A 26,976-nucleotide genomic window follows, 5' to 3' on the forward strand; every position below is an offset into this window, starting at 1 on the left:
GGCGCCGTACAAAGCGTGCTCGGAGGCGTTGGCGTACGGAACGGTTCCGGCACCGACGCGGCCGGCTTCCGATCTTTGGTTTCGAGGGCGGGTGCCGCCAGCGGCATCCGTCGCCTGAAGCACAGCGGACTCGACGTCCACCTGCTGGCCGAGAACCGGCGCCGGCGCGACCCGATCGAACGGTGCGCGCCGGCGCGACGGCGAGCGGCACCAGGCGCTGCGCACCTTCACCGACGGCGGGACCGCAACACCGCCTCACACGATCACACGTCCCGCCGGCATCCACCGCCTGGCCAGAGCGGAAGGTCGCCGATCAGGCGCCTGCCCTTCCCCGCGGGTCAGCGGGTGTCCGGCTGGTGCGCTGACTGTCCCGGTTCCAGATTTCGGTGCATCGAGGGAGGTCTTCGATGCCTCCGCCTTCGGGGATCATGCCCCAGAGGAAGGGGATCAGGTATCGGGGTGGTCCGCACAGGAGCACGGCCAGTTCGTTCTCGGTGACGGTGAGGGCGAATGCCGGGCCCCGTTGCCCGGGGTCCCAGCCCTGTCCGAGGGCCTGTCGGATGCAGCCGGCGACGAGGACGGGCCGGACCGCGATCGTGCGCTCTCCGTCCCAGTTGTCCGGCCGGGCGCAGGGGAGCGACACCACGAGAACGCACCCCGGCTTCTCGGCCCGCTCGGCGGCGAAGGTGAGGGGACTCCAGCCGTTGCCCTGGGAGTAGGTGGGCCTGTGCCCGATACGCCAGCGGAAGGCGGCGCCGTCGACGGTGATGGGCCGTGAGCCCTTTCTGGGCATCGTCACGGGCGCCTCCAAGCTTCTTCTCTGCTCCGTCGCTGTTCCGTGGAAGTGCCAGAAGCAGCGAGAAGTGACGCTGGACGCCCGTAAGCGTAACCGCTGCCCGTCTCCATGATCGAGCTGTTTTCGCGGGCGACCTGATCATGTGAACGAGTCCCTCCCGTACGGCTAGCCCTACCAACGGATGGGGGTTCACCGGCTCGTGCCCGGAATATCCGAATCTCTAGCGTGAGGTCCGAACAAACAGTGGATCCGGAGACAGGGGACGACAGGTGGCGACGCACGCGGTGCGCCTCAACGCGGTGACCAAGACTTACGGGAAGGAGGTGTACGCGCTACGCGGGGTCACGGTCGACCTGCCCCGCGGCGGCTTCACCGCCGTCATGGGCCCGTCGGGTTCCGGCAAGAGCACTTTCCTGCACTGCGCCGCGGGGCTGGACACACCCACGTCGGGAACGGTCCACATAGGCGAGACGGAGCTGTCGCGGATGAACGAGACCCAGCTCACCAAGCTGCGCCGGGAGAAGGCGGGTTTCGTCTTCCAGGCGTTCAACCTGATCCCCTCGCTCAGCGTGGTCGACAACGTCCTGCTGCCGTTCCGGCTCGCGGGCACGCGGCCCGATCACGCCTGGCTGGCCGAGGTGATCGAGCGGGTCGGACTGGGCGAGCGCGCGCGGCACCGGCCGTCCCAGCTGTCCGGCGGGCAGCAGCAGCGGGTGGCGATCGCCCGCGCGCTGGTGACCAGGCCGGAGGTGGTCTTCGCCGACGAGCCGACGGGCGCGCTGGACACCCAGACCGCCGCCGAGGTGCTCGTCCTGCTCCGCCAGGTGGTGGACACGACGGGCCAGACCGTGGTGATGGTGACCCACGATCCGGTGGCCGCCTCCTACGCCGACCGGGTGCTGTTCCTGGCCGGCGGCGCGCTGGTGGACGAGGTACGCGCCGCCGGGCCGGAGACGATCGCGCGGCGCATGGCCGTGCTCGGCCGTCCGGGGGCCGTGCGATGCTGAGGCTTGCCCTGACCACCTCGCGCGGCCGCCTGCTCTCGCTCGCGGGCCCGTTCGTCGCGCTGCTGTTCGCCGTGGCGCTGGTCGCCTCGTGCGGGCTGCTCATGGACAGCGGCCTGCGCGCCCACGTTCCCGCCGAGCGGTACGGCGCGGCCCCGGTCGTGGTGGCGGGACAGCAGCAGGTCACCCTCCAGACGGAGGAGCCTGACCTGGGGCAGCAGCTGTCCGAGCCGGTCGCGATCCCGGCCGCCCTGGCCGGGAAGATCGCCAAGGTGCCCGGTGTCACCCGGGTCGTGCCCGAGACCAGCTTCCCGGTCGGGCTGGCGGGCGCCGACGGGCGTGTGATCGGGCGTTCCTGGGGGTCGGCGGGGCTCACGCCGTACACCCTGCAGAAGGGGCGCGCGCCCGCCGCGGCGGGAGAGATCGTCGTGGACGTCGCGCTGGGCCGGAAGGTGGGCGAGAAGGCGCGCGTCGCCGGCAGGGACGGCGTCCGGGAATACACCGTGACCGGGATCGCCGGGCCCGGCCTGGCCCGGCAGGCGTCGGTGTTCTTCACCGGGGAGCGCGCCGAGGAGTTGTTCGCCCGCCCCGGCAAGGTCTCGGCGTTCGGGGTGTTCGGCGAGGGCGAGGGCGAGCGGCTGGCGGAGCGGGTCGAGCGGGCGCTCGGCGACTCCGTGGCGGTGTACACGGGAGACCAGCGCGGGCTGGCTGAGGACGCCTTGGCGCTGGAGGGCCGGGAGCTGCTCATCGTGCTCAGCGGCAGCCTCGGCGGCGTGATCGTCATGGTGGCGGTGCTGGTGGTCTCCGGCGCGTTCGGGCTCGCCGTCCGGCAGCGAGACCGGGAGATCGCGCTGCTGCGGGCGATCGGGGCGACGCCCAAGCAGGTCCGCGCCATGATCGGACGGGAGGCACTGGCCGTCGGGCTCGTGGCCGCCGTGCCGGGGCTGCCGCTGGGAGTCGCGGTGGGGAGGTGGTTGTTCGGCCAGTTCGTCGCGCGGGGCATGGTGCCGGAGGGGTTCACGCCGATGGTGGGGCCCGTTCCGATGCTGGTCGCGGCCGGGGTCGGGCTGGTCACGGCCTGGCTGGCCGCCCGCGGCGCCGTACGGCGTGCCGCCCGTATCAGGCCGACCGAGGCACTGGGCGAGGCCGCGGTCGAACGCAGGGAGCTCGGCCGCGGCCGGATGATCGCCGGTCTGGTCTTCCTCGCCCTGGGCGCGTCCGCCTCGGGCCTGTCCGTGGTCGCGGCCGGGGAGACGGCCGCGGCGAGCGCCGGCGCGATCGTGCTCCTCCTCATCACCGCCGCCGCCCTCCTGGGCCCCTGGCTGGTACGGCTGGCCGTACGCCTGGCAGGCGGCGTGGTCGGCCGCACCTCGCCGGTCAGCGGCTACCTGGCCGTGGCGAACACCGGGACGGCGGCCAAACGGCTGGCGGCCGTCGCCAGCCCGCTCATCCTGATGTTCGCCTTCGCCTCGACCACCCTTTTCTCCCAGTCCACCCTGGGCCACGCGGCCACCCAGCAGGCGATGGAGGGCAACCGCGCCGACTACGTCCTGGAGTCGGCCGGACCGGGCCTGCCCCCCGACGTCGTCCGGGCCGCACGGGACCTGCCCGGCGTCAAGGGGGTGACCGAGACGATCGGCACCACGGTGATCGCCGACACGGAGGAACTGGGATCACGCACGCTGAAGCCGCTGGAGGCGATCGGCCTGACCGTCCCCGCGCACGGGATCGACCTCGGCGTCACGTCCGGCTCGCTGGACCGGCTGCGCGGCGACAGGGTGGCGCTGAGCACGCTGGCCGCCGGCAGTCTCGGCGCCTCGGTGGGAGACACGGTCCGGCTGCGTCTGGGCGACGGCACACCCGTCAAGCTGACCGTGGTGGCCCTCTACGAGCGCGGTCTCGGGTACGGCGCCGTCGCCCTGCCGTACCCGCTGGTGCGCGACCACTCGGAGGCCGGGATGGCCGGCCGGGTGTACGTCACGGGCGGCACGGCGGAACGGCTCACCGCGCTGGCCCCCGGCCTGACGGTCCTGGACCGGGCGGGCGCCGGCGCGGCGGTCAACGCGGCGCAGGAGTTCGGCGACTGGGTCAACCTCCTGGTGCTCGGGCTGATCATCGTGTTCATCGCGATCTCGGTGGTCAACACGCTGGTGACGGCCACCGGCGCGAGGGTCCGGGAGTTCGCGCTGCTGCGCCTGATCGGCGGCACCCGGCGGCAGGTGCGCGGCATGGTGCGCTGGGAGGCACTGCTGGTCGGCGGGCTCGCGGTGATCACCGGGACCTTGATCGCGGCGCCGACGCTGGTGGCGCTCAGCTACGGGGTGACCGGTTCGCCGCTGCCGCACGTGCCGTCCGTCGCCTATGCGGCGATGGTGGTGGCCACGATGGGGCTGGCGTACGCGGCGACCCTGACGCCGGCCCGGACCGTGCTGCTGGGCCGGCCCGCCGAGCAGATCCGCGGGTGAGCTCAGACTCGGTGCCGGACAACCTTGAGCGACCGGCAGGCTTGAGCGACCGGCAGGAGGGCCGGCACCGCGAGGGCGGGGCTCCTCCTGCCGGCCCGCTGGATCGCCGCCGCCGCGGCAGGCGAGGCCGGCCGGTATGGCGCCGGGTCCGTCAGAAGCGCCAGCGGGTCGCGGTCAGGCCGTCCGGGCCGTACCCGAAGGCGCGCACGGGCGTCACCCGGTAGAAGGCGTACTCGGGGGGGCCGGGGAGGCTGCCGTCGTAGACGGAGCCGTCAAGTATCGTGAACCGCCACTGATACTTCGCCATGAAGGCGTCGGCCACCTGCCGGAGCCGGTCCGGGTCCTGGACCCGGGTGGCGGTGCCCTCGACCACGAGGTCGAGGTCCGCGCCGGCGACGGTGAGGACGCAGTTGGGGTTGCCGTCGAGGTTCCTGGCCTTACGGGAGGCCGGGCGGGTGGCGATGTACGGCGCCCCGTCCGCCCAGCCCGGCATCACCGGCATGGCATGCGGGCGTCCGTCGGGCCGCACCGTCGACAGCCACGCCTTCGACGCCGCCTGTAAGCACGCGGACGCCTGGCTCCATGGCTTCACCGTCGCCGCGTCGGTGCTCATCGGTGTCGCGTCCGCCTCGCTGAACAGCAGCTCGGCGACAGGCATCGGATCGGTCATGTGGGGTGGTCCCTTCGGTCGGATCACGGCAGGCGTTCAGGCGTTGTATCCGTCGTGCGGCCGCCACCGGCTGTAGGGCCGGGGCTGCGGCCGTCCTTCGGGCGAGTCCCCCGGGCCCTCGGCCACAGGACGTCAGATCGCACCATAGCCGAGTCACTTTCCTGAGGGAAGGGACTCGGCTAGACTGGCCGCATGCAGCGAACCCGGTTCGGCGACATGGCCTGCTCCATCGCCCGCACCCTGGACATCATCGGTGAGCCGTGGTCTCCGCTGATCCTGCGCGACGTCTACGTCGGCATCACCCGCTTCGAGCACCTCCAGCAGGACCTGGGCATCTCCAGCAAGGTGCTCACCGCGCGGCTGAAGTGGCTGGTCGACAACGACGTGCTGCAGCGCCGGGAATACTCGCACCGCCCGCCGCGCCACGAGTACACGCTCACCGCCAAAGGCCGGGAGCTGTGTGACGTGCTGCTGGTGCTGGTGCGCTGGGGCGACCGGTGGACCGCCGGGGCGTCAGGCCCGCCGGTGCTCCACCGACACCACGCCTGCGGCCAGATCAGTCACGTGGAACTGCACTGCTCGGTATGCGACCAGCCGATGCGCGCCACGGACATCGACGTGCTGCCCGGTCCCGGAGCCGATCCCGGTCCCGGAACCGATCCCGGTCCCGGAACCAGAGCCGGTCCCGGTCCCGGAACCGAGGCGGCCTCGGCCTGAACCGCCGCCCAAGCCGGCCTGTCCGCCGACGACGACCTCACGCGTGGCGTCATGCCCTCCCGTTGGCGGCGCACCAGCCGGCCCACGTGGTGGCGCCCTTGCCCAGCTGCTTGTTGTAGAAGGAGGTCCAGGAGTTCTCGCTCGGGCCGGGCGCGGTGGGAGCGGCTCTGAAGAGCGGGTAGGCGGTGTCGACCTCCGCGCGCAGCCACGGCTCAAGGTCGTTGTAGGACTGCAGCGACCAGCTGCGGGCGTGGTAGGTGAGCTGCCCGCGGACGTCGGTCTCCGGCAGGCACATGAACGGCGCCCACGGGCTCGTCCGCGCCCAGCTGATCTTGGTCTTCATCGCGCCCTTGGGGACGGTGCCCGCGACCGTGCGGGCCGCGACCTCGCGATCGTCGACGTAGAAGTCGAACATCTCCTGGGCCGCGTAGACGCCGTTCACCAGCCCGAACGGCTCGCCCAACGCGGCCTTGAGGTCGGCGCGCACCGGGATGTCACTGGTCCACTCGGTCTCGTCGTGCATCTGCCGCAGGGGCGGGCCGGCATAGGAGGAGGTGACGTTGAACGGGCCGAAGTTCACCGTGTCGTTGTTGATGGGGACGACGGGGTAGGTCTTGAGGTCGATCGGGTTCTTCCACTCCCGCAGGATCTTCGTCGGGTCGGCGGGGTCGGTGTAGAAGACGATCTCGCGGGAGAGCTGGTAGAGCTGCGTGGTGCCGGGCACCCGGTACAGCCGCCGGATGTTGTAGCCCTCGACGTTGAACAGTTTCTGGCCGTGGCGCAGCTGCGGGTCGTGAGCGTTGCCCTCGATGTTGGCGTAAACGGCCCCCGAGATCCGGAAGACCATGTCCTGCCCGTCCGGACGCCCATTGGTCTGCAACGACAGCTGCCCGCTCCGGTCGGTGACCGTCCGGTAAACCGGCCCCGGATGCGTCGGATCAGCCGACTCCCCGCCCGCCGCCGCCCCGGGGACGGCGACGCACACGGACACCGCGGTGAGGGCTGCCGACAGGGTCAGACCACGACGATTGAACAAGAGTGCTCCTGCGATGCCGAGAGACGACGGGACCATTCTGATCATTCCAGACGGGGACCACTCTGATCACTTCAGCCGGCGGGAGCCGGCCTCAACCGGGCCTGTCGTTGACGACCCGGCCCGGTCCTGGGACGGCCTGGTCAGGCCACGGGGTGCGGTGCGGTGCGGGACCGAGCGGCCATCAGGTGGTCGATGAGCGCCAGCAGCACGTCGCGGACCGCCGTCCGGTCGCGGGCGTCGCAGAGCACCAGCGGCACCTGCGGATCGAGATCGAGCGCCTTGCGGATCTCCTCCTGCGTCCGGTCCCTGACACCGTGGAAGCAGTTGACGCCGATGACGAAGGGGATGCCGCGGCTCTCGAAGAAGTCGATCGAGGCGAAACTCACCTCCAGCCGGCGGGTGTCGACCAGGACGACCGCGCCCATCGCTCCGTTGACAAGGTCGTTCCACATGAACCAGAAGCGTTCCTGCCCGGGGGTGCCGAACAGGTAGAGCACGAGTTCGCTGTTGATGGTGATGCGCCCGAAGTCCAGCGCGACGGTGGTGGTGGACTTGCCGCCCACCCCTTCCAGGTTGTCCACGCCGACGCTGGCATGGGTCAGGTACTCCTCGGTCCGCAGCGGGGCGACCTCGCTCACCGCGCCGACCAGGGTCGTCTTCCCGACGCCGAAACCACCGGCGACAAGGATCTTCACTGCCAGGGGAGCGGCGTCCCCGTGGTCAGAGCTTGCGTAATCCATCCCTCACCGCCTCAAGGATTGTCATACCGGGGAAGCCGCCTGCCTGTGCGAAGGCCAGCGGCGGTCGGGCCCGTATCTGACCGGCCTCGATCAGATCGCCGATGAGGATCTTGGTCACCGACACCGGGAGGTTCAGCGCGGAGGCGACCTCGGCCACCGCCATGGGCCGCTTGCACACAGCGAGGATGGTGCGGTGCTCCGGCTGCATTCTCCGCAGGCCGTGCCCGGCCTCCGGAGAGGCCGTGGAGACCGTCGTCACCAGGGTGATCAGCGTCAGGTCGTCCCGCTCGGGGGCGGTCCGTCCGCCGGTGATCGTATAGGGACGGACGAGGGACTCGTCGGCGTCGTCGTCGAAGCCCTCCGTCCAGTGCTTCATCTGTGTCTCCCCGCGTCCTCGGCCTGCGGGGTGCGCGCGTCGGTCCCCAGCTTCTGGCCGACCTGCTGGACCAGGGTGTGCATCGCGACGCTCATCAGCTCGGCGTCGACCTCCTGGGAGGCGACCACGGCCAGATGGGTGCCGCGGCCGGCAGCCGTGACGAACAGCCACAGGTCGGCCATCTCGATGATGACCTGGTGGACCGGTCCGCCGCTGAAGAGCTGCCCGACACCTCGGGCCAGGCTCTGCTGGCTGGTGGCGATCGCGGCGAGGCGTTCGGCGTCCGAGCGTTCGATGGTCCGGGACCGGCTGATCAACAGACCGTCGTCGGACAGCACGATGGCGTGCCGGGTGCCCGCGACCTGATCGACCAGACCGTCCAGGAGCCAGTCCAGGTCGGTGTCGGTGGCGGTGGTTCGCTGCGTCATCTTCGATCTTCCGTCGTAGGGGAGCTCGGCTCGGGGGATCCGTCCGGCCGGGGTTGGAAGGCGTCGTCACCGGTCCGGCGCCTGCGGGACTGCCGCTGGAACGCGCCGATCGTGGCGCTGGACCGGCCGGGCTGGTCGCGTACGGCCCAGGTCTCCTGGTCGGCCTGTCCGTCCCCGTCCGCCGGGACCCTGAGCTCGGTGATCAGGTTGGCCTGGCGCACCCGCTGGGGCAGCGGCTCGCGGCCGGACGGCAGGGACGCGGCGTCCCGATCCGGTGATCCGGCGGCGGGTGCTGTCACATATGCCATCGCGCGTCCTCTGGAGCGGGTCGGCAACCGCGCGTCCTCGTGGGGCGGGCGGGGACCGGCCGCGTCCTCCTGCGGGTGGGGCCGCGGACCGGTGGGGTCCCGGGGGACATCCTCGGGGGCCGGGGCCGGGGCCGGCCCGGGCACCGCGCGGGGGCGGTCCACCACCAGCGATTCCGGGAGCAGCACGATGACACGGGTGCCGCTGAAGGCCGACGGCCGCAGTTCCACCTGGAGACCCAGGCCCGCGGAGAGCCGAGCGACCACGTACAGGCCGAGACGCACATCGTCGGCGTGGGTCATCACATCGAGCTGCGGCGGCGACTGCATCAGGGCGTTGGCGGCGGCGTACTGCTCGGGTTCCATGCCCAGACCGCGGTCCTCGATCTCCACGGCGAGGCCCCGGCTGACCGGTGCGGCCCGCACCTCGACGGGGGTCAGCGGCTTGGAGAAGGCGGTGGCGTTCTCCATCAGTTCCGCCAGGACGTGGACCAGCGGTCCCACCCCGCGCTCGGTCACCCAGGGTTCGCCCTCGACGTCGATCGAGATCCGCCGGTAGTCCTGGACCTCGCCCTGCGCGGCGCGCAGTACGTCGAGCAGGCGTACCGGCTTGCGCCAGCGGCGCTGTGGCTGGCCGCCGCCGAGGATCACCAGGTTCTCCTCGTAGCGGCGCAGCCGGGCGGTGAGGTGGTCCAGGTCGAACAGGCCCTCCAGCACCTCGGGGTCCTCGTGCCTGCGCTCCAGCTCGTCCAGCTTCTTCAGCTGAAGGCCGATGAGGATCTGGGTACGGCGGGCGATGCGCTGGAGCATGCGTTGGAAGCCGCGGTGCTGTTCGGCCTGCCGTACGGCGGTGAGGACGGCGCTGCGGCTGGCCAGATTGAGGGCCTGCCCGAGCTCGCCGAGCTCGTCGGGGGTGGGCTCGACCAGGTGCACCTCCGCGTCCACGTCGACGTCCTCGCCGCGCTCCAGCCGGGCGACCACATCGGGCAGCCGCTCCTGGAGTTCATGGGCGTCCTCGCGCAGGTGGAGGATGCGCCGGCGGAGAATGGCGGTGAGACGCCAGCTGGTGACGACGACCAGGACCAGGGCGAGCACGCCCACGGCGGTGATGCTGATGAAGGTCACGAAGAGCTGGTTGGCGTGGCTGTAGCCGATCCTGGCGACGTTCTCGAGCCGGAGGCCGAGGAGTTGCACCAGTTGCTCGGTGACCGTGTCAACCGAGGCGCGCCACACGGGGGCGACCTCGCGGAGTGTCACCTGGCTGCTCTCGGCGCCGGTCCCGGGGGTGACCAGCCGCCCCTCCAGGGCGGTCATGGTCTCCCACGCCTTGCTGGTCATCAGCGTCGCGTACTTGGTCTCGTTGCCGGTGAGACTGGGGATCACCCGGGACCGCAGGAGGTGTTTCCTGGTGCCGATGGCGTCGGCGACGAGGCCGTACTCCTCCCTCGTCAGGCGCCCCTTCTCCCAGCCGCGGGCCAGAACGGCGTGTTGGCGGCCGATCATGTCGACGGCCCAGAAGAGGTCGACCAGTGTCTGCGCCTTACCGGTCACCTCTGCGTGATCGGTCTGGCTGAGGGCGCTGAACACGCTGAGGTCCGACTCGAGGACTCCGCTGTAGTAGTCGAACGCCTTCTGCTCGCTGGCCCAACCGGCGTCCACCGCCTGGCGCTGCTGGTCGAGGAGTCCGAGGCCGCGTCCGGTGCGGGCGATGGCGTCGGCGAGCCCCTCCTGCGCGTCGGTGGTGTCCAGGGCGGTCAGCGGGCGGAAGGCGCTCACGGCCTGGTCGGTCAGCACGCGCTGCTCGGCGAGCTTGGCGCGGGTGGTGCTGTGGGGGCTGGCCTGCATCTCCGCGGTGAGCTGTCGCTCCTTGTCAAGGCTGAAGAACAGGTCGGCCGCGGGGCTGCCGACAGTTGTGGTGGCCAGGTCCAGCTGGACCTTCTCCGCCCGCCACTGAGAGGACAGCTGGTACATGCCCGAACCCAGCAGCGGGGTGAAAGTGATGCTCGGTACGAAAACGACGATGATCAGCACGGTGCGCAGTGGCAGCCGGCGGGCACCGGCCAGCCGCCGCGGCCGGTCGCCGGTCGCCCCCGGCAGCCCGTCCCCGTCGCCCATGATTGCCGTTCTTCGCCGCCCGACCCTGCCCAACCTGGCCACGTGCAGGACACTCTCCTCAACGATCGGTGCGTCTATGACGAAAATCGCCAAAGTAGGCGATTGGTTGCCCGATAGTAGCCATACGGCAGTTGGGGCGGAAGCCCCCGTTCCACCGTTCCGGCCGTCCCGTCAGCCGCCCGGCGACCGCTGTGGACGGACCATGCGGCCCCACGGATCGTGGTGAGGAGCATCCGCTTCTAAGCTCCCATGCATGGCAAGGTACTTCGACGTGCATCCGGACAACCCACAACCTCGGGCCCTCCGTCAGGTGGCGGACCTCGTCCGCGCGGACGGGCTGATCGCGTACCCGACGGACTCGTGCTTCGCGCTCGGGTGCCGGCTGGGCAACCAGGAGGGCATCGACCGGATCAGGGAGATCCGCCGTCTCGACAGCGGCCACCACTTCACTCTGGTGTGCCGGAATTTCGCTCAGCTCGGCCAGTTCGTCCACGTCAGCAACGCGCTGTTCCGCTCGATCAAGGCGGCGACTCCCGGCAGCTACACCTTCATCCTGCCGGCGACGAAGGAGGTGCCGCGCCGGCTGCTGCATCCCAGGAAGAAGACCGTCGGCGTCCGGATCCCGGATCATGCCGTCGCGCAGGCGTTGCTGGCCGAACTCGGCGAACCACTGCTGTCGAGCACCCTGCTCCTGCCCGACGAGACCGAACCCATGACACAGGGCTGGGAAATCAAGGAAAGACTCGACCCCGTGGTGGACGCGGTGATCGACGCCGGTGAGTGCGGCGCCGTGCCGACGACGGTCGTCGACTTCTCGCAGGGCGGGCCCGAGATCCTCCGCAGGGGCGCCGGAGACCCGTCCCGCTTCGAGTAGCACGGCCGTCGCCGTCCAGGGTGCTGCCGTTGCGGCCCTCACCCATGCTCCCGCGACGGACTCAGTGGACGGAGAATCCGCCGTCGACGAAGATCGACTGTCCGGTGACGTAACCGGAGGCGCGGCTCGCCAGGAACACCGCCGCGCCCGCGAAGTCCTCGGCCAGACCGTTGCGTCCGACCATCGTGCGCGCGGCCAGCGCCGCCACCTTCTCGGGGTCGGACGACAGCCGCGCGTTGAGCGCCGTCATCACGAATCCCGGCACGAGCGTGTTGCAGGTGACGCCACTCGACGACCACGCCTCGGCCTGCGAGCGCGCCAGTGACTCCAGCGCTCCCTTGGAGACGCCGTAGGCGCCGCTCTGGACGAACGCCCGGTGCGCCTGCTGGGAGCTGATGTGGATGATCCGCCCGAACCCCCGCTCCGCCATACGGGGACCGAACCGCTGTCCCAGAAGGTGGGGCGCCGCCAGATTCACCGCCATCGTGACGTCCCACACGTCCTCGCCCAGCTCGCTCATCGGCGGGCGCAGGTTGATCCCGGCGCTGTTGACGAGGATGTCGGGCTCTCCGAACGCCTCGACCGCCTTCTCCGCCGCCAGGCGCACACCGTCGCGGGTGCTCAGGTCCGCGCTCACCCAGGCCGCACGGCAGCCGTGGGCCGTCAGGCCGTCGACCGTGGCGATCAGGTCCGCCTCCCTGCGCGCCACGACCACGACACTCGCCCCCGCGCGCGCGAGTGCCTCGGCTATGGCGCGGCCGATGCCGGAGCTTCCGCCGGTCACCATGGCGACCCGGTCGTCCAGGGAGAACAGTTCGGACAGGTAAGGCTGTGTGGTCATGCCCGCACACTCTAGGGGATCGGTCCCGGGGCGCTGAGGGAGGCCGGGAGTCGACCCACGGACCGGCTCCACCGGCCGTGGGCCGGGCTCAGCCGCCCTGGGACCAGACGCCCTCCCAGCCGGAGCACCTGCCGGTGACCCTGGCCGAGGTCCCCCGGCAGACCTTGGCCTGGGCGGACAGCATGTAGCCGGCGTTCACCCGGAAGGCGAGGGTCCGGGACTGCGAGCAGTTCTTGAAGGTCGCGGTGCGGTGCCTGCCCCTGTCCGTAAGCCACTTGATCTTCAGCCACGAGCAGGTGCGCGCGCCTCCGCCGTCGTACAGGTCGCCGGAGATCCGCAGGCCGGAGCCGGTGCTCCGGACGACGCCGCCGGCCCAGCCCTTGGTGTCGGAGGAGGCGGTCGGTCCCCAGTGCCGGGTCCCGGCCGCGGAGACTCCGGCTGCCGCGGAGACCTCCGGGGTGGTCCCGGCGGTGGAGGCCGTCGCGGCGGACGGCAGGCCGAGCGCCACGACGGCGGCGGTGGTGAGTCCGAGTGAGAAGCGCAGGGCGCCACGCATGGGTCTGTCTCCTGAAGCCTGAGGAAGGTGGGAGCTGTCTGCCTCAAGAGATAGGGCAGCGGGCTTGCAGGTGACTTGGGAGTCCTTGCAACGGCTCACCCGCCGCCGGGCCGGTCCCGCCGCTCCGGGGCCGCCTGGCGGAGCGCGTCGTCGGCCGTGGGGTGGATCTCGAAGGCCTTGCGGAGGCCGGTGATCGTCAGCACGCGTGCCAGCGGTCCGTGGACGCCGCTGAGCACGAATCGGGTGCCGGTCGCCTCACCGTGCTGCAGTGCCGAGACCAGCTCGCTCAGTCCCACCGAGTCGCAGAAGGTGACCTCGGTCAGGTCCACGATGAGGAAGGGCGTGCCGGGCCCGTCCCAGACGCGGTGCAACTGCTCCCGCAGGAGCGGGGCGGAGTGGAACCCGAGCTCTCCGCCGACGCGGATGACGGCCGCGCCCTCATGGAGGTCGCACGAGATGGTGAATGCCGAGCCATGTCCGGCCCCGAACAACATGATGAGCTCCTCACGCCTGCGGGCTTCAGGGCAGGCGTGTACCTTCCTACCAGTCCTGAGGAGTCCGGCCGTCAGCGGACGGCCAGCGACCGCAGCGCCTCGTCCAGGGTGCCGAAGACCGGCAGCCGGGCCGCCAGGCCCGTGATGCGCAGCAGCCGCGCCGGCTGCGGGGTCGGGTCGGCGTAGACGACGACCGTGTCGCCGTCGGCCAGTCGCCTGCGCATCGCCAGCAGCGCGGCGAGCCCGGGGGAGTCGATGAAGGTGAGCCCGGAAAGGTCCACCAGGGTCGCGGGCCGGGAGTCGCCGGTGAGATAGTCGTCCACCCAGCCTCGCAACTGCGCCGCGGTGTTCACGTCCAGCTCCCCTTCGGGCCGCAGGACCGTCGTCGTGCCGTCGGACCTCACCCGCAGGCGCAGAGCATCAGTCATAGCGGAGCCCCTTCTCTTCCCCTCTCGCTTCCCCGCCCGCGGAGGATCAATCGTCTTCCCGGCGGAAACCGCCGGCGTCCCAGGTCAGCGCGAGCGTGGTGTGCCGCTTGGGGATGAGCAGCCCGCCGGCGGGCACGGTCGCGACGTGGGCGTCGACGCGCAGCCCGGCCGTCATCGGCCGTCCCGCTCCCTCCCATGCCTGGACGTGGGCGACGAGATCGGCGCCGAGCCTCGCGCGGCCGGGTCCGAAGGCCCGCACGGCCGGCGCGTCGTAGGTGTCCGGCTCCAGCACGCAGAGGCTGTCGCCCTCGATGATCCCGACGACCGTCTTGAATCCCCGCTGATCGAGGGGGCCCGACGCCAGCCGCCCCGGCTGTGTTTCGGACAGCGTGCAGCAGCGGGGTTCGTGCGCCGCCAGCCACAGACTCAGCCCGTCGACGAGCTGCGCGTGGCCCGCGTCCACTCCGGTGGACAGCTCGGTGACCGGACCGTCGAGGGCCGCCAGGACATCGCCGATCTCGCCTCCCTCCGGCAGCGAGATCGTGAGGTCGGACCCCTGGTCCAGCACCCGGACCGTCTCCGGGCCGGCGAAGGGGCCCCGCATCCGCATGAACCCGCAGGGCACCACCGACCGGCTCGTCCAGTGCCCGCCCGCCCGTTCCAGCGCCACCGAGCGCTGCACGCCGTGCAGGTCCAGCGGGACGACGATGCGCCCGCCGGGCCCGAGCTGCTCCAGCCAGGCGGGGGCGAGATCCCACACCCCGACGGTGGCGATCACCCGGTCGTAGGGCGCCTGCGGCGCGTACCCCTCCGCGCCGTCCCCGCACACCACGCTCACCCCCGCGCACCCGGCCCTGTCCAGGTGCTCCCGGGCCCGCGCGACCACGTCGGCGTCGATGTCGACGCTCACGACCCGGCCCTCCGGCCCCACCAGGTGCGACAGCAGCGCGGCGTTGTAGCCCGTCCCCGCGCCGATCTCCAGCACCCGCTGTCCCGGCTCCAGGCCGAGCTGGTCGAGCATCAGGGCCATGATCGCCGGCTGCGAGGAGGAGCTGATCGGCCTGCCCTGCGCATCGCGCTTGGTCACGATGGCGTCATCGCGGTAGGCGGTGTGCGGGGGGACCTCCGGCAGGAACACGTGCCGGGGCACCGCCCGCAGCGCACCGGCCACGGCCCGGCTGATCCCGCGCTCGCACACCTGCGCGACCAGTTCCTCCCGCAGCTCACGCCAGTCAGTCATCGCCGACCTCCAGGAGCCTCGCCCTTCCCGCGCTCGGACGGATCCTACGCCCGGACCGGGCCGGGCGGACGGTCCTGTACCGGGCGGATCGCGCTGCGCCCGGTACCGGAGCCGCCGATCACCAGAGCGCGCACAGCCGCCCGTTCCTCGCTCCGCCCCGGCCGAGATCACGCGCTTCCACCCCTGGCGCAAGCCGTACGCTCACAGCGGGCTGGCCGTGAGCGGGGGCTGCTGCAGGACATGGACCCGGGCCGTGCCGATGTCGAAGTAGAGGCCCACCAGCTGCAGGCGCCCGGCGTGGACGAGCCGGTCCACCTGGGGATAGGTCCGCAGGTTGTCCAGCTGCTGGATCACGTTGGACCGGCACAGGCGGTCCAGCGGTCCGCCGTCGTCACCTCCGGAGGCGGCCCAGCGGGTCAGGCTGTGGTCGCCGTGGCGGAGCCAGCGGCCCAGCGCGGGCAGATCGTGGGTCTTCTCGCCGCCCTCCAGCAGCGCGGCCATGGCCCCGCAGCCGGAGTGGCCGCAGACCGTGATGGTCCGGACGTCGAGCGCGCCCATCGCGTACTCGATCGCCGCCGCCACCGAGTCGTCCGGCGGCGCCGAGTCCAGCCGCGGCACCAGGTTGCCGATGTTGCGGACGGTGAACAGGTCGCCGGGGCCGCTGGCGGTGATCAGATTCGGCACGATCCGGGAGTCCGCGCAGGTGATGAACAGGTGCGAGGGCTCCTGCTTGCGGGCCATCGCCGACAGGAACGGCTGGACCAGCGGGGCCGTGCGACGGTGGAACTCCCGTGCCCCGGCCAGCAGGTCCGGCACGGCGGGGCTGTCCCCCGCCGCCATGGGCTGGGCCGGGACCAGCGGGCCCGTGGGCACGGGCCGCCTGCGCCGCCGGTGGGCCCAGGGCAGCCACCAGCGCTCCGGCGCCCGCGGCGGGGTCTTTGCGGGAAACATCCGGGCGCCGCTGGCGGCCATGGCGTACCACTCGTCGTGGATCTCGTCGATGTCGACGGTGCCGCCGCCGCGCTCGTGATCCTGCCGCCAGGTGTGGATGGCCTCGAAGGCCGCGTTGTCCATGAAGTCGATGTTCAGATCCAGCTCCACCGCCGCTCCGGCCGGTACGGCGCGCAGCTCCGAGGTGAGCCGCGGCACGCCCAGGAAGGTCAGCGAGCCGCCGATCAGCACGTGCCAGCGGCCGTCGGACTCGGGCCTGGCCCGCACGGTGATCCAGGTGAGGCGGCGCAGCGCCGACAGGGCGGCGAGGCCGAGGCCGATCAGCACGCCCTCGGCGAGACCGATCAGCACGACCCCGGCCATGGTGACGACGTAGACAGGGATCTCACCGTGGCCGCGCAGGTTGCGCAGATGCCCCACGTTGACCATCTGGACGCCGATGAAGACCAGCAGCGCGGCCAGCGCCTCCATGGGGATCAGTTTGATCGTCCAGCCCAGGCAGACCGCGAACACCAGGATCCAGAGACCGTGCATGGCCGTCGACCAGCGACTGCGCGCCCCCGCGCGGACGTTGGTGGTGCTGCGCACGATGACCCCGGCGACGGGCAGCCCGCCCAGCGCGCCGGTCACCATGTTGGCCACGCCCTGGGCGGTGAGCTCCCTGTCCAGATCGGCCCGCCTGCCGCTGTGCAGCTTGTCGACGGCCACCGCCGACAGCAGCGACTCCACCCCGGCCAGCAGCGCCACCAGCAGCACCGCTCCGATGATCCCGTGCCAGTCGCCCCGCGGCCACAGCGGCGCGGTCCACCCGCTCAGGCTCTCGGAGAGGTCGACTCTGGTGACGTCCCAGCCGAGCGTCCCGGCGGTCACCGAGGCGGCGAACAGGGCCGCCAGCGGCGCCGGGACGATCCGCAGCCGCCGCGGCAGGCGGGCCCAGCCGACCAGGACCGCGATGGTGAGCAGGCCGGTGAAGACCGCGTGGCTGTGGTTGTCGGCGATCTGCTGGGGCAGCTCGATCAGGTTCCCGACCGCCGAGCGCTGCGGGCTGCCGCCCAGCACGACGTGCAGTTGGGAGAGGGCGATCACCACGCCGACCCCGGCGAGCATGCCGTGCACCACGGCGGGGGAGACCGCCAGCGCCGCCCGGGCGACCCGGAACAGCCCCAGCAGGAGCTGCAGGGCGCCCGCCATCAAGGTGATCGTGCAGGTGGCGCGCCAGCCGTACGTCATGACCAACTCGGCGACCACCAGCGAGAGACCGGCGGCGGGGCCGCTCACCTGGACGGTCGAACCGCCCAGGGCGCCCACCACCACGCCACCCGCCACCGCCGCGATGAGCCCGGCCGCCAGTGGTGCTCCTGAGGCCACCGCGATGCCCAGCGAGAGGGGCACCGCCACCAGGAAGACCACCAGGGAGGCGGGCAGGTCGTGCCGTAGCACGGATGCAAGGCCGCTGCTTGTGAGCGGCATGTAACTCTTCGTGTCCGTCCCCATGGGGCAGACCTTATGGTGTCGGCCCCCTCCGCCTGGGCGGTTATCAGCGGCCTTTACGCAGAGCGGGAGAAATCAGCGGTAATAGTCGGGGTAGTCCGGCTCCTGTGCCCGGTGGTGGTTGCCCCGGGAACCGTGGCCCTGATCGTCGGGGACGGCGGCGGTCCCGGTGGGGCCGGTGCCGTAGAGGTCGCCGTAGCTGGGCCAGGCCGCGTTGGCGCCGTCACCGCCGCCGGAGGCGGGCTCCGGCCAGGCGGCCGGGGCCGCCGGGGCCGCCGGGGTGGCGCGCTGGGCGGGATCGTAGCCGTAGCCCGGCCCGGGCCGCGCCTCGGCCGTGCGGTCGTCGTAGGGGGAGACGCTGCGGGAGGGGCCCGTCGGGGTCGACAGCGCCGGGGTGGGGCCGGTGAGCGCGTCGTCGTCGATGGTGGCCCAGCCGGAGCTGACCTCATAGGAGGCCGCGGGCGGAGCGTTGTAGACCGGCGTCTGGTAGGAGCTGTAGGACGGCGCCGGGTCGTCGAGGATGTCGGCGGTGTTGGCGGCCGGCCATCCCCCGGAGCCCGGGGCGGTGGCCTGGGCCCAGGGGTTGTCGGAGATGGGCCTGGGCGGTTCGGGCGCCGCGCCGTACGGCGCCGCGAGCGGGTCCGCGCTCGGTGACGCGGGGAAACCGCCGCTGGTCGTGGGGCCCATCGGAGGCATCGGGGGGAGCGGACCGGCGCCGGCCTCGGGGCCGAGGGGCCCGCCGGTCGCGCCGAGGGCGGGCATCGAGCCGCTGGAGGTCACCGGACCGGTGCCGCGCGGGTAGGGGCCGCCCAGCGGGTCGCTCAACGGGTCGGGCCGGGAGGGCGTGCCCTTGCCGGGGGCGCCGCCCGAGGCGGAGCCGCGGCTGCTCCGGCGGGAGCGCGGGGTGTTCGGGCGCGGGGCGCGGCCCTCGCCGAAGGCGCCGGGCGTGGGGGCCGCGAAGGTCACCGTCTTCTGCTCGGCGAGCGCGGCGGTCGTGGGGGCCGGCTCCGGCTGGACCGGACCGACCAGATCGGCCAGGCCCGAGGGCAGGGAGGAGGAGGCGACGGCCGGCGCGGGCGCGGCCGGGGGGCGGGACGGCGGCTTCCGGTTGGGCAGCGGGGCCTGCACGGTCACCGCGTCGGCGTCCGCCCGGGGAGTCTGGGACCGGCTCGGCAGCGGCACCTGCATGGTCGCCTCGGCGTCCGCCTGGGGCGGGCCGTCCTCGCCGACGGGACGGCTGGCGCCCATCCGAGCTGCCAAGGACCCTCCGAAACCGCCCTCGTCAGCCTGGAGCCGCGTCCAGTAGTCGTCGTCGTAGTCGTCGGCCTGGCCGAACTCGTTCACGCCCCGCTTGCCGCGCGAGCCCGCCGGGCGCGGCGGGCGCGGCGGCTTGGGCTCGTCGAACGGGGTGAGGTCGGGCGAGAAATGGTTCATCTTCGGCTCACGCGTGGCGAAGTCGTCGATGGACGTGGTGGGGGTCTGCGCCTCCTTCTCCGCCATCTCGCGCAGGCGTTCCGCAGGGAGCGCGCTCTCCCTGCGGTTCATCGACCGCATTCCCAGTGCCACGACGACGAGCACGAGGAGCACGACGGCGACCAGACTTACTACGACCGCGATCATTGCACCACCCTCAAGGCCATGGCCTTCCAGCGGCGCCGGTGAGGTCGCGCGGCCATCGACGCGACCTGCCCCCTTGCATCACCTGCGCTCGGACATTGGATCTGATTGTGTCGGACCACTATGAGCGTTGTCACACCCTAAGTGAAGAATTGGTAACCATTAATACCTCCGGTGTTTGGCCTGTCACTCGATGTGCGCCGTGGTGAGCCGTCCCCAGGCGATCGTCTTGTCCGCGATGCTCTTCAAGGTCTTGTCGAGGGAGGCGCCCTTTTTAAGGTCGACCTTGCCGTCGAGCGCGTAGACAGTGAAACGATAGTTCTCCCGGGCGCGACATGGAGGGGTGTAGCCCACCTTGCCGCCTGTCGTGCTTCCTTCCACAGCTCCCACCGGGACGCTGTTCTCGGCCAGTTCGTTGGTACGCGGGTCGATGTCGAACACGACCCAGTTCACCTCTCCACCGGCGCGCGCGTTGTTGTCGGCCACGATCGCGACGGACTTCGTGCTGTCCGGCACCCCCGACCAGCGCAGTGGCGGGTTGCCGACCGAGCCGTTGCACGAGTAGTCGGACGGCAGCGGAGCGCCGTCCTTCAACCGAGGACTCGAGACGTTGATCGGCTCCAGCTGCAGCCTGTCGGCCGAGGCGGAGCTGCCCACCATCCCGCAGCCGGAGGAGACGACGACGAACGCCGCGGCGAGCACCGTTCCGACGGTCCGCCGCGGGCGGCGCGTAGACGTATTCGGCTGCCCCATGCCCGATGATGCTACGCGGGTCTGGAAGATGCGCAGACCGGATCGCGAGGTTCCATGGCTCGGAAATGCCCGGGAATCGGACAGAATCGAAGGATGGAGGGGGTGAGGTTGGACACGGAAATGACCTTCGCCATCCTCGGCCCCCTGGAGATCCGCCGGCGAGGAGAGGCGGCGGAGATCGCCGGGCAGCGCCTGCGGACCCTCCTCGCCCTGCTCCTTCTCGACGCCGGCCGGACCGTGCCCGTCGGCCGGCTGGTCGCCGGAGTGTGGGAGGAGCGCCCGCCGAACGCGGTGGGCAACGCGCTGCAGGCTCTGATCTCCCGGCTGCGCGGCGCGCTGGGCGATCAGCGCGGACTGGTGGAGGCCGACGCGGCCGGCTACCGGCTGGCCGTCGATCCCGACCGGGTGGACGCCCACCGGTTCGCCCGGCTGGCCGCCGAGGGCCGCGCGGCCCTCGGGGCGGGCGCCCCGGCCGACGCCGCGACCGCGCTCCGGGCCGCGCTCGCGCTGTGGCGCGGGCCCGCCCTGGCCGACCTGGCGGGCAACGACGCCGTCGCCGCCGCGATCACCAGGCTGGAGACCCTCCGCCTGGCCGCCGTCGAGGACCGCGTCGAGGCCGACCTGCTGCTCGGACGGCAGGCCGAGGCCGTCGCGGAGCTGCCCGCCCTGATCGCCGCCCACCCGCTGCGCGAGCGGCTGCGCGGCCAGCTCATGCGCGCCCTGTACGGCTCGGGCCGCCACGTCGAGGCTCTGGCCTCCTACGAGGACGCCCGGCTGGTCTTCGCCGGCGAGCTCGGCGTGGACCCCTCACCCGAGCTGGCCGGCCTCCACCTCGCCATGCTGCGCCGCGAATGGGCCGAGACCGGCCTGCGGCCCCGGAGCGGCCCGGCGGCCCCGCCGCCCGGCGAGGACGGTCCGGGGTCCCGGCCGCCGGCCGAGGACGGCAGGCGTCCGCCGGCCGAGGACGGCAGGCGTCCGCCGCCCGCTGGAAGCGGCCCGCCGGTCCGGAGCGGCCCGGAGGCCCCGCCGCCCGGCGGGAGCGGTCCGGGGCTCCCACCGCCCGGCGAGGCCCCGCGGCGGGGCAACCTGCCAGCCAGGCTCACCAGCTTCGTCGGCCGCGAGCGCGACCTGGCGCGGACGGCCGGACTCCTCGCCGACAACCGGCTGGTCACCCTGCTCGGCCCCGGCGGCGCGGGCAAGACCAGGCTGGCCGTCGAGTCGGCCGAGGCGGTCGCCGGCCGGATGCCCGACGGGGTGTGGCTGGTCGAGCTCGCCCCGGTGGCCGAGCCGTCGGAGGTCCCGCAGACCGTGTTCTCGGCGCTGGAGCTGCGCGACCCTCCGCCGCAGGCGTCCGCCGCCGGCCACGGCGCGATCCCCGTGCCCGCCCGCCGCGATCCGCTGGCCCGCCTCGTCTCGGGACTCACCGGGAAACGGCTGCTGATCGTCCTGGACAACTGCGAGCACGTGGTCGAGGCGGCGGCGGAGCTCGCCGACCGGGTGCTCGCGGGCTGTCCCGGGGTGCGCATCCTGGCCACCAGCCGTGAACCCCTCGGCATCACCGGAGAGCTGACCTGGCCGGTGCCGCCGCTCGGGCTCCCGCCGAGCGGCGGAGACCCGGGCGAGGCCCTCGGCTACCCGGCCGTCCGCCTGTTCGCCGAGCGCGCCGCGGCCGTCCGGCCCGGCTACCGGCCCGAGGACGAGGCCGGCGCGGTGGTGCGGATCTGCCGGGAGCTCGACGGCATGCCGCTCGCCATCGAGCTGGCGGCCGCCCGCCTCCGCTCGCTGTCGGCCGAGCAGATCGCGCACCGGCTCGACGACCGCTTCCGCCTGCTGACCGGCGGCAGCCGTACGGCGCTGCCCCGCCACCAGACGCTCCGCGCGGTGGTCGGATGGAGCTGGGATCTGTTGGACGGGCAGGAGCGGGTGTTGGCCCGCCGCCTGTCCGTCTTCGCCGGGGGCGCCGCTCTCGACTGCGCCGAGGAGATCTGCTCGGGGGAGGGCCTGGACCGGGCCGACGTGCTCGACGTGCTGGCCCGGCTGGTGGACAAGTCCCTGGTGGTGGCCCACAGCCACGACACCGTCGTCCGCTACCGGATGCTGGAGACCATCCGCGCCTACGCCGCCGAGCGGCTGGCCGAGTCGGGCGAGCAGGGCCGCGTGCGGCTGGCCCACGCGATGTTCTTCACCGAGCTGGCCGAGACCTCGGATCCCGGCCTCCGCGATCACCGGCAGCTCGCCGTCATCACCCAGATGGCCGCCGAGCACGACAACCTGACGGCCGCGCTGCGCTGGACCGTCGAGGTGGCCCGGACCGACCTGGCGCTGCGGCTGGTCGGCGCCCTGGGATGGTACTGGTGGCTGCGCGGTTACCGGGTCGAGGGCGCCCACCGCGCCCGGGAGGTGCTCAGGCTGGCCGGAGAGGGCGCCGACCCCGTCTCGCTCGCCCTGGCCCGGGCCTGCTACGGGTCCAACGCGGTGGGCGCGGGGATCGAGCTCGACACGGCACGGGCCGAGCTGGAGGAGGTCGTACGGCTGGCGCCCGAGACGCTGCCCCGGCCGTGGCACCCCCTGGTCGTGATGGCGAGCCCGGTCCTCGCGCTGTTCTCGGGCCTGTCCGCGGACAACGACCTCTATCTCGACGAGATGTTCGCCCACCCCGACCCCTGGGTGACCACCTCGGCACGGCTGTTCCGGGGGTTCGAGCACCTGTTCGCGGGCCGTATCCCCGAGAGCAGGACCGAGCTGTCCGCCGCCCTGCGCGACTTCCGGGCCATCGGGGACCGCTGGGGCGTCGCCAACGTGCTCGCCTCCCTGTCGGATCTGGACTTCCTGCACGGCGAGCCCGAACGGGCGCTGGAGGAGGTCCACGAGGCGCTCGCCCTGATGGAGGAGCTCGGCGCGGTCGAGGAGGTCGCCTACATGCGGGGGCGCCTGGCGCTGGGGCTAAACCTCGCCGGAGACCGGGCGGCGGCGGAGGAGCTCCTGGAGGAGACCCTCCGCGCCGCCATCGGCAACGGGGACCGGATCGCCGCACTGAACCTGCTCAGCGCCCGGGGAGATTTCGCCCGTGAGGACGGCAAGCTCAACGAGGCCAGGCATTACTACGCCGAGGCCATGCGCGTGATCGACGAGACCCCCAGCATCCCGCTGCACTCCCGGGCCTCGATCAACACGGCGCTGGGCCTGCTGGCCGAGCAGGAGGGCGACCTGGTCCGCAGCCGGCGGCTGCTCGACACCGCGCTGGCGCAGGCCGCGGAGACGCGGGAGGTGGCCGTGCTGGGCCTGGTGCTGATCGGCTGCGCCGGGCTGGTGCTGTCGGAGGGCGACCCGGCCACCGCGGCCGTGCTCCTGGGCGGCGCCGCGGCGGTCCGGGGCATCGACGCGGTGGTCGACTTCGACCACGTGCGGATCACCGAGCGCACGGTCGCCGCGCTCGGCCGGCGGGAATACTCCCGCTGCTACGAGCGCGGCCGCCTGCTGTCCCGGGAGGAGATCATCGCCCTCGCGGGCTAGACGCGCCGCCCGCGCGGGCCAGGCGCGCGGCGGCGGGGTGCCCTACTCGCCGCCCAGCTCCCGGTAGTGCCTCCGCAGCAGGTCGACGAGGGGGATGTGCCGTACTTTGACCGGCGGCGGCTCCAGCGCCCGCAGCAGCAGGTCCGCGGGGGCCGCCGCGGCGTCCGGCCGCGGCCGCAGCCGGCTCAGCGAGACGCCGGGGGAGTAGAAGCCGGCCGGCCGCCCGTCGAAGGGCGCCTCCGGCTCCGGAGCGGCCGTGGGGGCGGGTCCGCCGGAGAGCGCCCCCGGCGCCGGTCCGGCGGCCACGGGGCCGGGTCCCTCGCAGGGGGCGCCCGGTGCCGGTCCGGCCGGTGAGAGCGCGTCGTCGCCGTCGGTCATGTCAGCTCACCGCCCCGGGGCCGAGCTGGAACAGCTCGCGCAGCTGCTCGGTGGACAGGTCGGCGATCCAGTCTTCGCCGGTGCCGACCACGCGCTCGGCGAGCGCCTTCTTCCGTTCGATCATCTCGTCGATCCGCTCCTCAAGTGTGTCCACGCAGACGAACTTCCTGACCTGGACATTCCTCCGCTGGCCGATCCGGAAGGCCCGGTCGGTCGCCTGGTCCTCCACCGCGGGGTTCCACCAGCGGTCCACGTGGATCACGTGGTTGGCGGCCGTCAGGTTGAGGCCGGTGCCGGCCGCCTTCAACGACAGCAGGAACAGCATCGGCTCGTCGTCGCGCTGGAAGCGCTCCACCAGCTCCTCCCGCCTGTTCTTGGACAGCCCGCCGTGCAGCCACAGCACCGGCCGGTCCAGGTGGGCGGCCAGGTAGGGCTGCAGGAGGGAGCCGAACTCGGTGTACTGGGTGAACACCAGGGCCTTGTCCCCCTCCTCGACGATCTCCTCCGCCAGCTCCTCCAGGCGGGCCAGCTTCCCCGACCGGCCGGCCAGCCGCGAGCCGTCCTTGAGCAGGTGGGCGGGGTGGTTGCAGATCTGCTTGAGCCGGGTCATCGTGGCCAGCACGTTGCCCCGGCGTTCGATGCCCCGGGAGCCGTCGATCCTGTCCAGCATGTCGTTCGCCACGGCCCTGTACAGCGCCGCCTGCTCCGGGGTGAGCGTGCACCAGACCTTCATCTCCAGCTTCTCCGGCAGGTCGGAGATGATCGACCGGTCGGTTTTGAGGCGCCGCAGCACGAACGGCCCGGTTGCCCGCTTCAGCGCCCGGGTGGCGTGCTCGTCGCGCCGTGCCTCGATCGGCTCCTGGTAGCGCCTGCGGAACCGCTTGGCCGGGCCGAGCAGCCCGGGGTTGCAGAACTCCATGATCGACCAGAGCTCCGACAGGCGGTTCTCCACCGGGGTGCCGGTCAGCGCCAGACGGGTGCGGGCCGGGATCGACCGCACCGCCCGCGACTGCTGCGCCCCGCTGTTCTTGATCGCCTGGGCCTCGTCGCAGACCACCCTGCCCCACTCCAGGGCCGCCAGCGCCCCCAGGTCCCGCAGTGCCGTGCCGTACGTGGTGACGACCAGGTCGGCCTCCCGCACCGCCGCCGCCAGCTCGCCGTCCCGCTTGCGCGTGCCGCCGTGGTGGACGTGGACCCGCAGCGAGGGGGCGAACCTGGCCGCCTCCTTCTGCCAGTTGCCGACAAGCGACATCGGGCAGATCAGCAGCGTCGGCGGGGGCGTGCCGCCCTCGCGTTCGGACAGCAGCAGGGAGAGGGTGGACACGGTCTTGCCGAGCCCCATGTCGTCGGCGAGGATGCCGCCCAGCCCCAGATCCGACAGGAAACTCAGCCATGACAGGCCGCGCTCCTGGTAGGGGCGGAGCGTCCCCTTCAGGCCCCTGGGCGCGCCGACCGGGGTGAGCCGGCGCTCGGCCTCGCCGGAGAGGAGATCGCCGAGGAGGCCGTCGGCGTCCACCGCGACCAGCGGCAGGTCCTCGTCACCGCCCTCCACGACCTCGCGGATCACCTCGCCCACGGTCCGCTCGCCGCCGCCGCGCTGCTCGACGACCTTCAGCGCCGCCTTGAGCTGCTGGTCGTCCAGCTCGATCCACTGGCCCTTGACCTGGACCAGGGGGATCCTGAGCCGGGCCAGCCCGGCCAGCTCCTCCTCGGTGACCGTGTGGTCGCCGATGGCGACGTCCAGCCGGAAACTCACCCGCCGGTCCAGGCCGGACCCCTCCTCGCCGGCGACCGTCCGAGTGGTCAGCTTCAGGCCCAGCCCCTGGCGCCCCGCCCAGGCCGGCAGCAGCACGCCGTAGCCGGCGGCCCTCAGCATGGGGGCGCCGTTGCGCAGGAACGAGAACGCCCAGGCCGTCTCGACGGCCAGGCCGGACGGCTCGGGGTCGCGCAGCGCGCTGTAGAGGTCGGGGTGGAGGCGGACGGCCCGGGCCAGGTCGGCGCGGAGGACCTCCTGCGGCCGCTCGGGCAGCCAGGGGGCCCGCTCCCCGGCCCGGATCCGGTCGGCCGACAGGTAACCGGCCGCCTCCCCGGCCCCGTCCGCGTCGCCGGGCCCGGCGGGGCTGGGGGCGAGGCCGAACTCCACCTTCCAGGACGTGCCCTCCCCGACGGGCTCGATGAGCCGGAAGCAGGCCCGGACCGGCCCGTCCAGCTCGTGCGCCGAGGCGTACCACGCGTCGAGCGCGTCGGCGAGCGGCGTCACCTCGGCGGGTCTGGCGCCGGGGAGCGCGGCGTCCTCGCCGGTCAGCGCGTACAGCCAGCGGTCGGGCAGGGGCGCCTTGGCCCCCGGCCGGTGGCCGAGGATGAGGCGGTCGGGCAGCGCCAGGCGCGCCGCGCCGTCCACCAGGCCGTCCAGGGCCTCGTGCAGCACGTCCCCGGCCGGGCGCTCCCCGGCCACCGCCCGGCAGACCGGCGGCATGGCGGCGGCGAGGTCGCCGAGCGCCGCCGGGTCGGCGCCGGTGAGCACGGGCCGCCAGCGGGCGGCCCGGCCGCCGTCCTCCAGGACGAGCTGGGGCAGGATCCGGCCGCGCCGCACCAGGGCGCGCGCGTGCTCGGCGACCACGGCGAAGTAGCGCAGGGAGAGCCCGGGACCCCATTCGAGCCCCTGCGCGCCCCCGCCCGTCTGCTCCGAGCCGAGGCCGGACCGGCCCGCGCCCGCCTCCGGACCGGACAGGGAGCCGAGCAGGCGGAGCGCCCCGGCCGGGGGGAGCAGCAGCGCGGGGACGCGCCAGGCGGAGATCCTCGGGGTGCGCGCCGAGCCCGTGAGCCCGGACTCGGGCGAGGGCAGCGGGCCCCTGGTGGAACCGGGGAGCAGGATGGTCAGCTCGCGCTCCTCGGCCCCCCGCCCCACCTCGGTCCCGCCTCCGGCGGAGGTCTCCCCGGCGGCCGTCGCGGCCGGGCCGGTCACGCCGAGGGCCGTGGCCAGGACCGCCGCGGGGGCCGCGAACGGATGGGGGCGGAGCGTGGCCCGGGAGGCGGGGCCGGGGGCCCGGGCGGTGTCCTCCGCCCAGACCCCCAGCCGCCCGTCCACCCATGCGCCGTGAACCACCAACACGCGATCACTCCGGTTTCTCTTCGATGCTTCTCCGCGGCGTCCGGGCCGCCTTCCGCAGTCCGCGGCGTCCCGACAG

At 72.9% G+C, this 26,976-nt stretch carries 22 protein-coding genes; 5 read left to right on the forward strand and 17 right to left on the reverse strand.

Annotated elements, in window-relative coordinates; all coding sequences use genetic code 11:
• Nucleotides 1-313 precede the first annotated feature (313 nt).
• Nucleotides 314-799, reverse strand: coding sequence for a hypothetical protein (locus tag ACZ6R6_RS11580; RefSeq protein ID WP_470092409.1), 486 nt, complete (start codon nucleotides 797-799; stop codon nucleotides 314-316).
• Between the two features lie 266 nt (nucleotides 800-1,065).
• Here ACZ6R6_RS11580 and ACZ6R6_RS11585 point away from each other — a divergent pair, with 266 nt between their 5' ends.
• Both ACZ6R6_RS11585 and ACZ6R6_RS11590 read left to right on the forward strand, forming a co-directional pair.
• Nucleotides 1,066-1,803, forward strand: a complete 738-nt coding sequence (locus tag ACZ6R6_RS11585; RefSeq protein ID WP_470092411.1) for an ABC transporter ATP-binding protein — start codon at nucleotides 1,066-1,068, stop codon at nucleotides 1,801-1,803.
• On the forward strand, nucleotides 1,797-4,265 hold the full coding sequence (locus ACZ6R6_RS11590) for an ABC transporter permease (protein ID WP_470092413.1): 2,469 nt from the start codon (nucleotides 1,797-1,799) through the stop codon (nucleotides 4,263-4,265). Before ACZ6R6_RS11585 ends, ACZ6R6_RS11590 begins: the two co-directional genes overlap by 7 nt.
• A gap of 151 nt (nucleotides 4,266-4,416) precedes the next feature.
• Here ACZ6R6_RS11590 and ACZ6R6_RS11595 read toward each other — a convergent pair whose 3' ends face one another.
• Nucleotides 4,417-4,935, reverse strand: coding sequence for a pyridoxamine 5'-phosphate oxidase family protein (locus ACZ6R6_RS11595; RefSeq protein WP_470092415.1), 519 nt, complete (start codon nucleotides 4,933-4,935; stop codon nucleotides 4,417-4,419).
• Between the two features lie 192 nt (nucleotides 4,936-5,127).
• On the opposite strand from ACZ6R6_RS11595, the gene ACZ6R6_RS11600 reads away from it, so the two are divergent.
• Nucleotides 5,128-5,652 carry a winged helix-turn-helix transcriptional regulator gene (locus ACZ6R6_RS11600; RefSeq protein ID WP_470092417.1) on the forward strand — a complete coding sequence of 175 codons (525 nt, stop codon included), beginning with the start codon at nucleotides 5,128-5,130 and terminating at the stop codon, nucleotides 5,650-5,652.
• Nucleotides 5,653-5,701: 49 nt separating this feature from the next.
• On the opposite strand, the gene ACZ6R6_RS11605 is transcribed toward ACZ6R6_RS11600, so the two are convergent.
• The 5 genes from ACZ6R6_RS11605 to ACZ6R6_RS11625 form a co-directional block, all read right to left on the reverse strand.
• Nucleotides 5,702-6,688, reverse strand: coding sequence for a DUF1838 family protein (locus ACZ6R6_RS11605; RefSeq protein ID WP_470092419.1), 987 nt, complete (start codon nucleotides 6,686-6,688; stop codon nucleotides 5,702-5,704).
• A gap of 140 nt (nucleotides 6,689-6,828) precedes the next feature.
• Nucleotides 6,829-7,428, reverse strand: a complete 600-nt coding sequence (locus ACZ6R6_RS11610; RefSeq protein ID WP_470092421.1) for a GTP-binding protein — start codon at nucleotides 7,426-7,428, stop codon at nucleotides 6,829-6,831.
• Nucleotides 7,409-7,804, reverse strand: coding sequence for a DUF742 domain-containing protein (locus ACZ6R6_RS11615; RefSeq protein ID WP_470092423.1), 396 nt, complete (start codon nucleotides 7,802-7,804; stop codon nucleotides 7,409-7,411). Before ACZ6R6_RS11615 ends, ACZ6R6_RS11610 begins: the two co-directional genes overlap by 20 nt.
• Nucleotides 7,801-8,232, reverse strand: a complete 432-nt coding sequence (locus tag ACZ6R6_RS11620) for a roadblock/LC7 domain-containing protein (RefSeq protein ID WP_470092425.1) — start codon at nucleotides 8,230-8,232, stop codon at nucleotides 7,801-7,803. Before ACZ6R6_RS11620 ends, ACZ6R6_RS11615 begins: the two co-directional genes overlap by 4 nt.
• Nucleotides 8,229-10,652: a sensor histidine kinase gene (locus ACZ6R6_RS11625; RefSeq protein WP_470092427.1), complete on the reverse strand. Its 2,424-nt coding sequence runs from the start codon at nucleotides 10,650-10,652 to the stop codon at nucleotides 8,229-8,231. The genes ACZ6R6_RS11620 and ACZ6R6_RS11625 overlap by 4 nt, the downstream gene beginning before the upstream one ends.
• A 253-nt stretch (nucleotides 10,653-10,905) precedes the next feature.
• Here ACZ6R6_RS11625 and ACZ6R6_RS11630 point away from each other — a divergent pair, with 253 nt between their 5' ends.
• Nucleotides 10,906-11,526: an L-threonylcarbamoyladenylate synthase gene (locus ACZ6R6_RS11630; protein ID WP_470092429.1), complete on the forward strand. Its 621-nt coding sequence runs from the start codon at nucleotides 10,906-10,908 to the stop codon at nucleotides 11,524-11,526.
• A gap of 61 nt (nucleotides 11,527-11,587) precedes the next feature.
• Here ACZ6R6_RS11630 and ACZ6R6_RS11635 read toward each other — a convergent pair whose 3' ends face one another.
• The 8 genes from ACZ6R6_RS11635 to ACZ6R6_RS11670 all read right to left on the reverse strand — a co-directional run bounded on the left by ACZ6R6_RS11635 (nucleotide 11,588) and on the right by ACZ6R6_RS11670 (nucleotide 19,897).
• On the reverse strand, nucleotides 11,588-12,367 hold the full coding sequence (locus tag ACZ6R6_RS11635; RefSeq protein ID WP_470092431.1) for an SDR family NAD(P)-dependent oxidoreductase: 780 nt from the start codon (nucleotides 12,365-12,367) through the stop codon (nucleotides 11,588-11,590).
• Nucleotides 12,368-12,455: 88 nt separating this feature from the next.
• Nucleotides 12,456-12,923, reverse strand: a complete 468-nt coding sequence (locus tag ACZ6R6_RS11640; RefSeq protein ID WP_470092433.1) for a hypothetical protein — start codon at nucleotides 12,921-12,923, stop codon at nucleotides 12,456-12,458.
• A 95-nt stretch (nucleotides 12,924-13,018) separates the two neighbouring features.
• Nucleotides 13,019-13,417: an STAS domain-containing protein gene (locus tag ACZ6R6_RS11645; protein ID WP_470092435.1), complete on the reverse strand. Its 399-nt coding sequence runs from the start codon at nucleotides 13,415-13,417 to the stop codon at nucleotides 13,019-13,021.
• A 71-nt stretch (nucleotides 13,418-13,488) separates the two neighbouring features.
• Nucleotides 13,489-13,845, reverse strand: a complete 357-nt coding sequence (locus tag ACZ6R6_RS11650; protein WP_470092436.1) for an STAS domain-containing protein — start codon at nucleotides 13,843-13,845, stop codon at nucleotides 13,489-13,491.
• 46 nt (nucleotides 13,846-13,891) lie between these two features.
• The gene (fxlM, locus tag ACZ6R6_RS11655) at nucleotides 13,892-15,085 is read right to left on the reverse strand and encodes a methyltransferase, FxLD system (protein ID WP_470092438.1); all 1,194 of its coding nucleotides are present in this window, start codon (nucleotides 15,083-15,085) and stop codon (nucleotides 13,892-13,894) included.
• A 201-nt stretch (nucleotides 15,086-15,286) separates the two neighbouring features.
• Complete coding sequence (locus ACZ6R6_RS11660) at nucleotides 15,287-17,530, reverse strand: SulP family inorganic anion transporter (protein ID WP_470092440.1); 2,244 nt, start codon at nucleotides 17,528-17,530, stop codon at nucleotides 15,287-15,289.
• Between the two features lie 72 nt (nucleotides 17,531-17,602).
• Nucleotides 17,603-19,147: a hypothetical protein gene (locus tag ACZ6R6_RS11665; RefSeq protein WP_470092442.1), complete on the reverse strand. Its 1,545-nt coding sequence runs from the start codon at nucleotides 19,145-19,147 to the stop codon at nucleotides 17,603-17,605.
• Nucleotides 19,148-19,330: 183 nt separating this feature from the next.
• Nucleotides 19,331-19,897 carry a YbhB/YbcL family Raf kinase inhibitor-like protein gene (locus tag ACZ6R6_RS11670; protein ID WP_470092444.1) on the reverse strand — a complete coding sequence of 189 codons (567 nt, stop codon included), beginning with the start codon at nucleotides 19,895-19,897 and terminating at the stop codon, nucleotides 19,331-19,333.
• 120 nt (nucleotides 19,898-20,017) lie between these two features.
• Between ACZ6R6_RS11670 and ACZ6R6_RS11675 the strand changes: the two genes are divergently transcribed.
• Nucleotides 20,018-23,410 carry an AfsR/SARP family transcriptional regulator gene (locus tag ACZ6R6_RS11675; RefSeq protein ID WP_470092446.1) on the forward strand — a complete coding sequence of 1,131 codons (3,393 nt, stop codon included), beginning with the start codon at nucleotides 20,018-20,020 and terminating at the stop codon, nucleotides 23,408-23,410.
• A gap of 42 nt (nucleotides 23,411-23,452) precedes the next feature.
• Here the strand turns inward: ACZ6R6_RS11675 and ACZ6R6_RS11680 are convergent, their stop codons facing one another.
• Nucleotides 23,453-23,788, reverse strand: a complete 336-nt coding sequence (locus tag ACZ6R6_RS11680) for a hypothetical protein (protein ID WP_470092448.1) — start codon at nucleotides 23,786-23,788, stop codon at nucleotides 23,453-23,455.
• A 1-nt stretch (nucleotide 23,789) separates the two neighbouring features.
• Nucleotides 23,790-26,900 (reverse strand): SNF2-related protein, encoded by a 3,111-nt coding sequence (locus ACZ6R6_RS11685; RefSeq protein ID WP_470092450.1) that lies wholly within the window; start codon nucleotides 26,898-26,900, stop codon nucleotides 23,790-23,792.
• Between the last annotated feature and the right edge of the window lie 76 nt (nucleotides 26,901-26,976).

Source organism: Streptosporangium sp. NPDC048886, assembly GCF_055586905.1.

Bases quoted from the DNA above. Each gene is read 5' to 3' on its own strand.
- ACZ6R6_RS11590 (WP_470092413.1), top strand. From the start codon at position 1,797: ATGCTGAGGCTTGCCCTGACCACCTCGCGCGGCCGCCTGCTCTCGCTC.
- ACZ6R6_RS11595 (WP_470092415.1), bottom strand. From the start codon at position 4,935: ATGACCGATCCGATGCCTGTCGCCGAGCTGCTGTTCAGCGAGGCGGAC.
- ACZ6R6_RS11600 (WP_470092417.1), top strand. From the start codon at position 5,128: ATGCAGCGAACCCGGTTCGGCGACATGGCCTGCTCCATCGCCCGCACC.
- ACZ6R6_RS11610 (WP_470092421.1), bottom strand. From the start codon at position 7,428: ATGGATTACGCAAGCTCTGACCACGGGGACGCCGCTCCCCTGGCAGTG.
- ACZ6R6_RS11615 (WP_470092423.1), bottom strand. From the start codon at position 7,804: ATGAAGCACTGGACGGAGGGCTTCGACGACGACGCCGACGAGTCCCTC.
- ACZ6R6_RS11620 (WP_470092425.1), bottom strand. From the start codon at position 8,232: ATGACGCAGCGAACCACCGCCACCGACACCGACCTGGACTGGCTCCTG.
- ACZ6R6_RS11625 (WP_470092427.1), bottom strand. From the start codon at position 10,652: ATGGGCGACGGGGACGGGCTGCCGGGGGCGACCGGCGACCGGCCGCGG.
- ACZ6R6_RS11630 (WP_470092429.1), top strand. From the start codon at position 10,906: ATGGCAAGGTACTTCGACGTGCATCCGGACAACCCACAACCTCGGGCC.
- ACZ6R6_RS11635 (WP_470092431.1), bottom strand. From the start codon at position 12,367: ATGACCACACAGCCTTACCTGTCCGAACTGTTCTCCCTGGACGACCGG.
- ACZ6R6_RS11640 (WP_470092433.1), bottom strand. From the start codon at position 12,923: ATGCGTGGCGCCCTGCGCTTCTCACTCGGACTCACCACCGCCGCCGTC.
- ACZ6R6_RS11645 (WP_470092435.1), bottom strand. From the start codon at position 13,417: ATGTTGTTCGGGGCCGGACATGGCTCGGCATTCACCATCTCGTGCGAC.
- ACZ6R6_RS11650 (WP_470092436.1), bottom strand. From the start codon at position 13,845: ATGACTGATGCTCTGCGCCTGCGGGTGAGGTCCGACGGCACGACGACG.
- fxlM (WP_470092438.1), bottom strand. From the start codon at position 15,085: ATGACTGACTGGCGTGAGCTGCGGGAGGAACTGGTCGCGCAGGTGTGC.
- ACZ6R6_RS11660 (WP_470092440.1), bottom strand. From the start codon at position 17,530: ATGGGGACGGACACGAAGAGTTACATGCCGCTCACAAGCAGCGGCCTT.
- ACZ6R6_RS11665 (WP_470092442.1), bottom strand. From the start codon at position 19,147: ATGATCGCGGTCGTAGTAAGTCTGGTCGCCGTCGTGCTCCTCGTGCTC.
- ACZ6R6_RS11670 (WP_470092444.1), bottom strand. From the start codon at position 19,897: ATGGGGCAGCCGAATACGTCTACGCGCCGCCCGCGGCGGACCGTCGGA.
- ACZ6R6_RS11675 (WP_470092446.1), top strand. From the start codon at position 20,018: ATGACCTTCGCCATCCTCGGCCCCCTGGAGATCCGCCGGCGAGGAGAG.
- ACZ6R6_RS11680 (WP_470092448.1), bottom strand. From the start codon at position 23,788: ATGACCGACGGCGACGACGCGCTCTCACCGGCCGGACCGGCACCGGGC.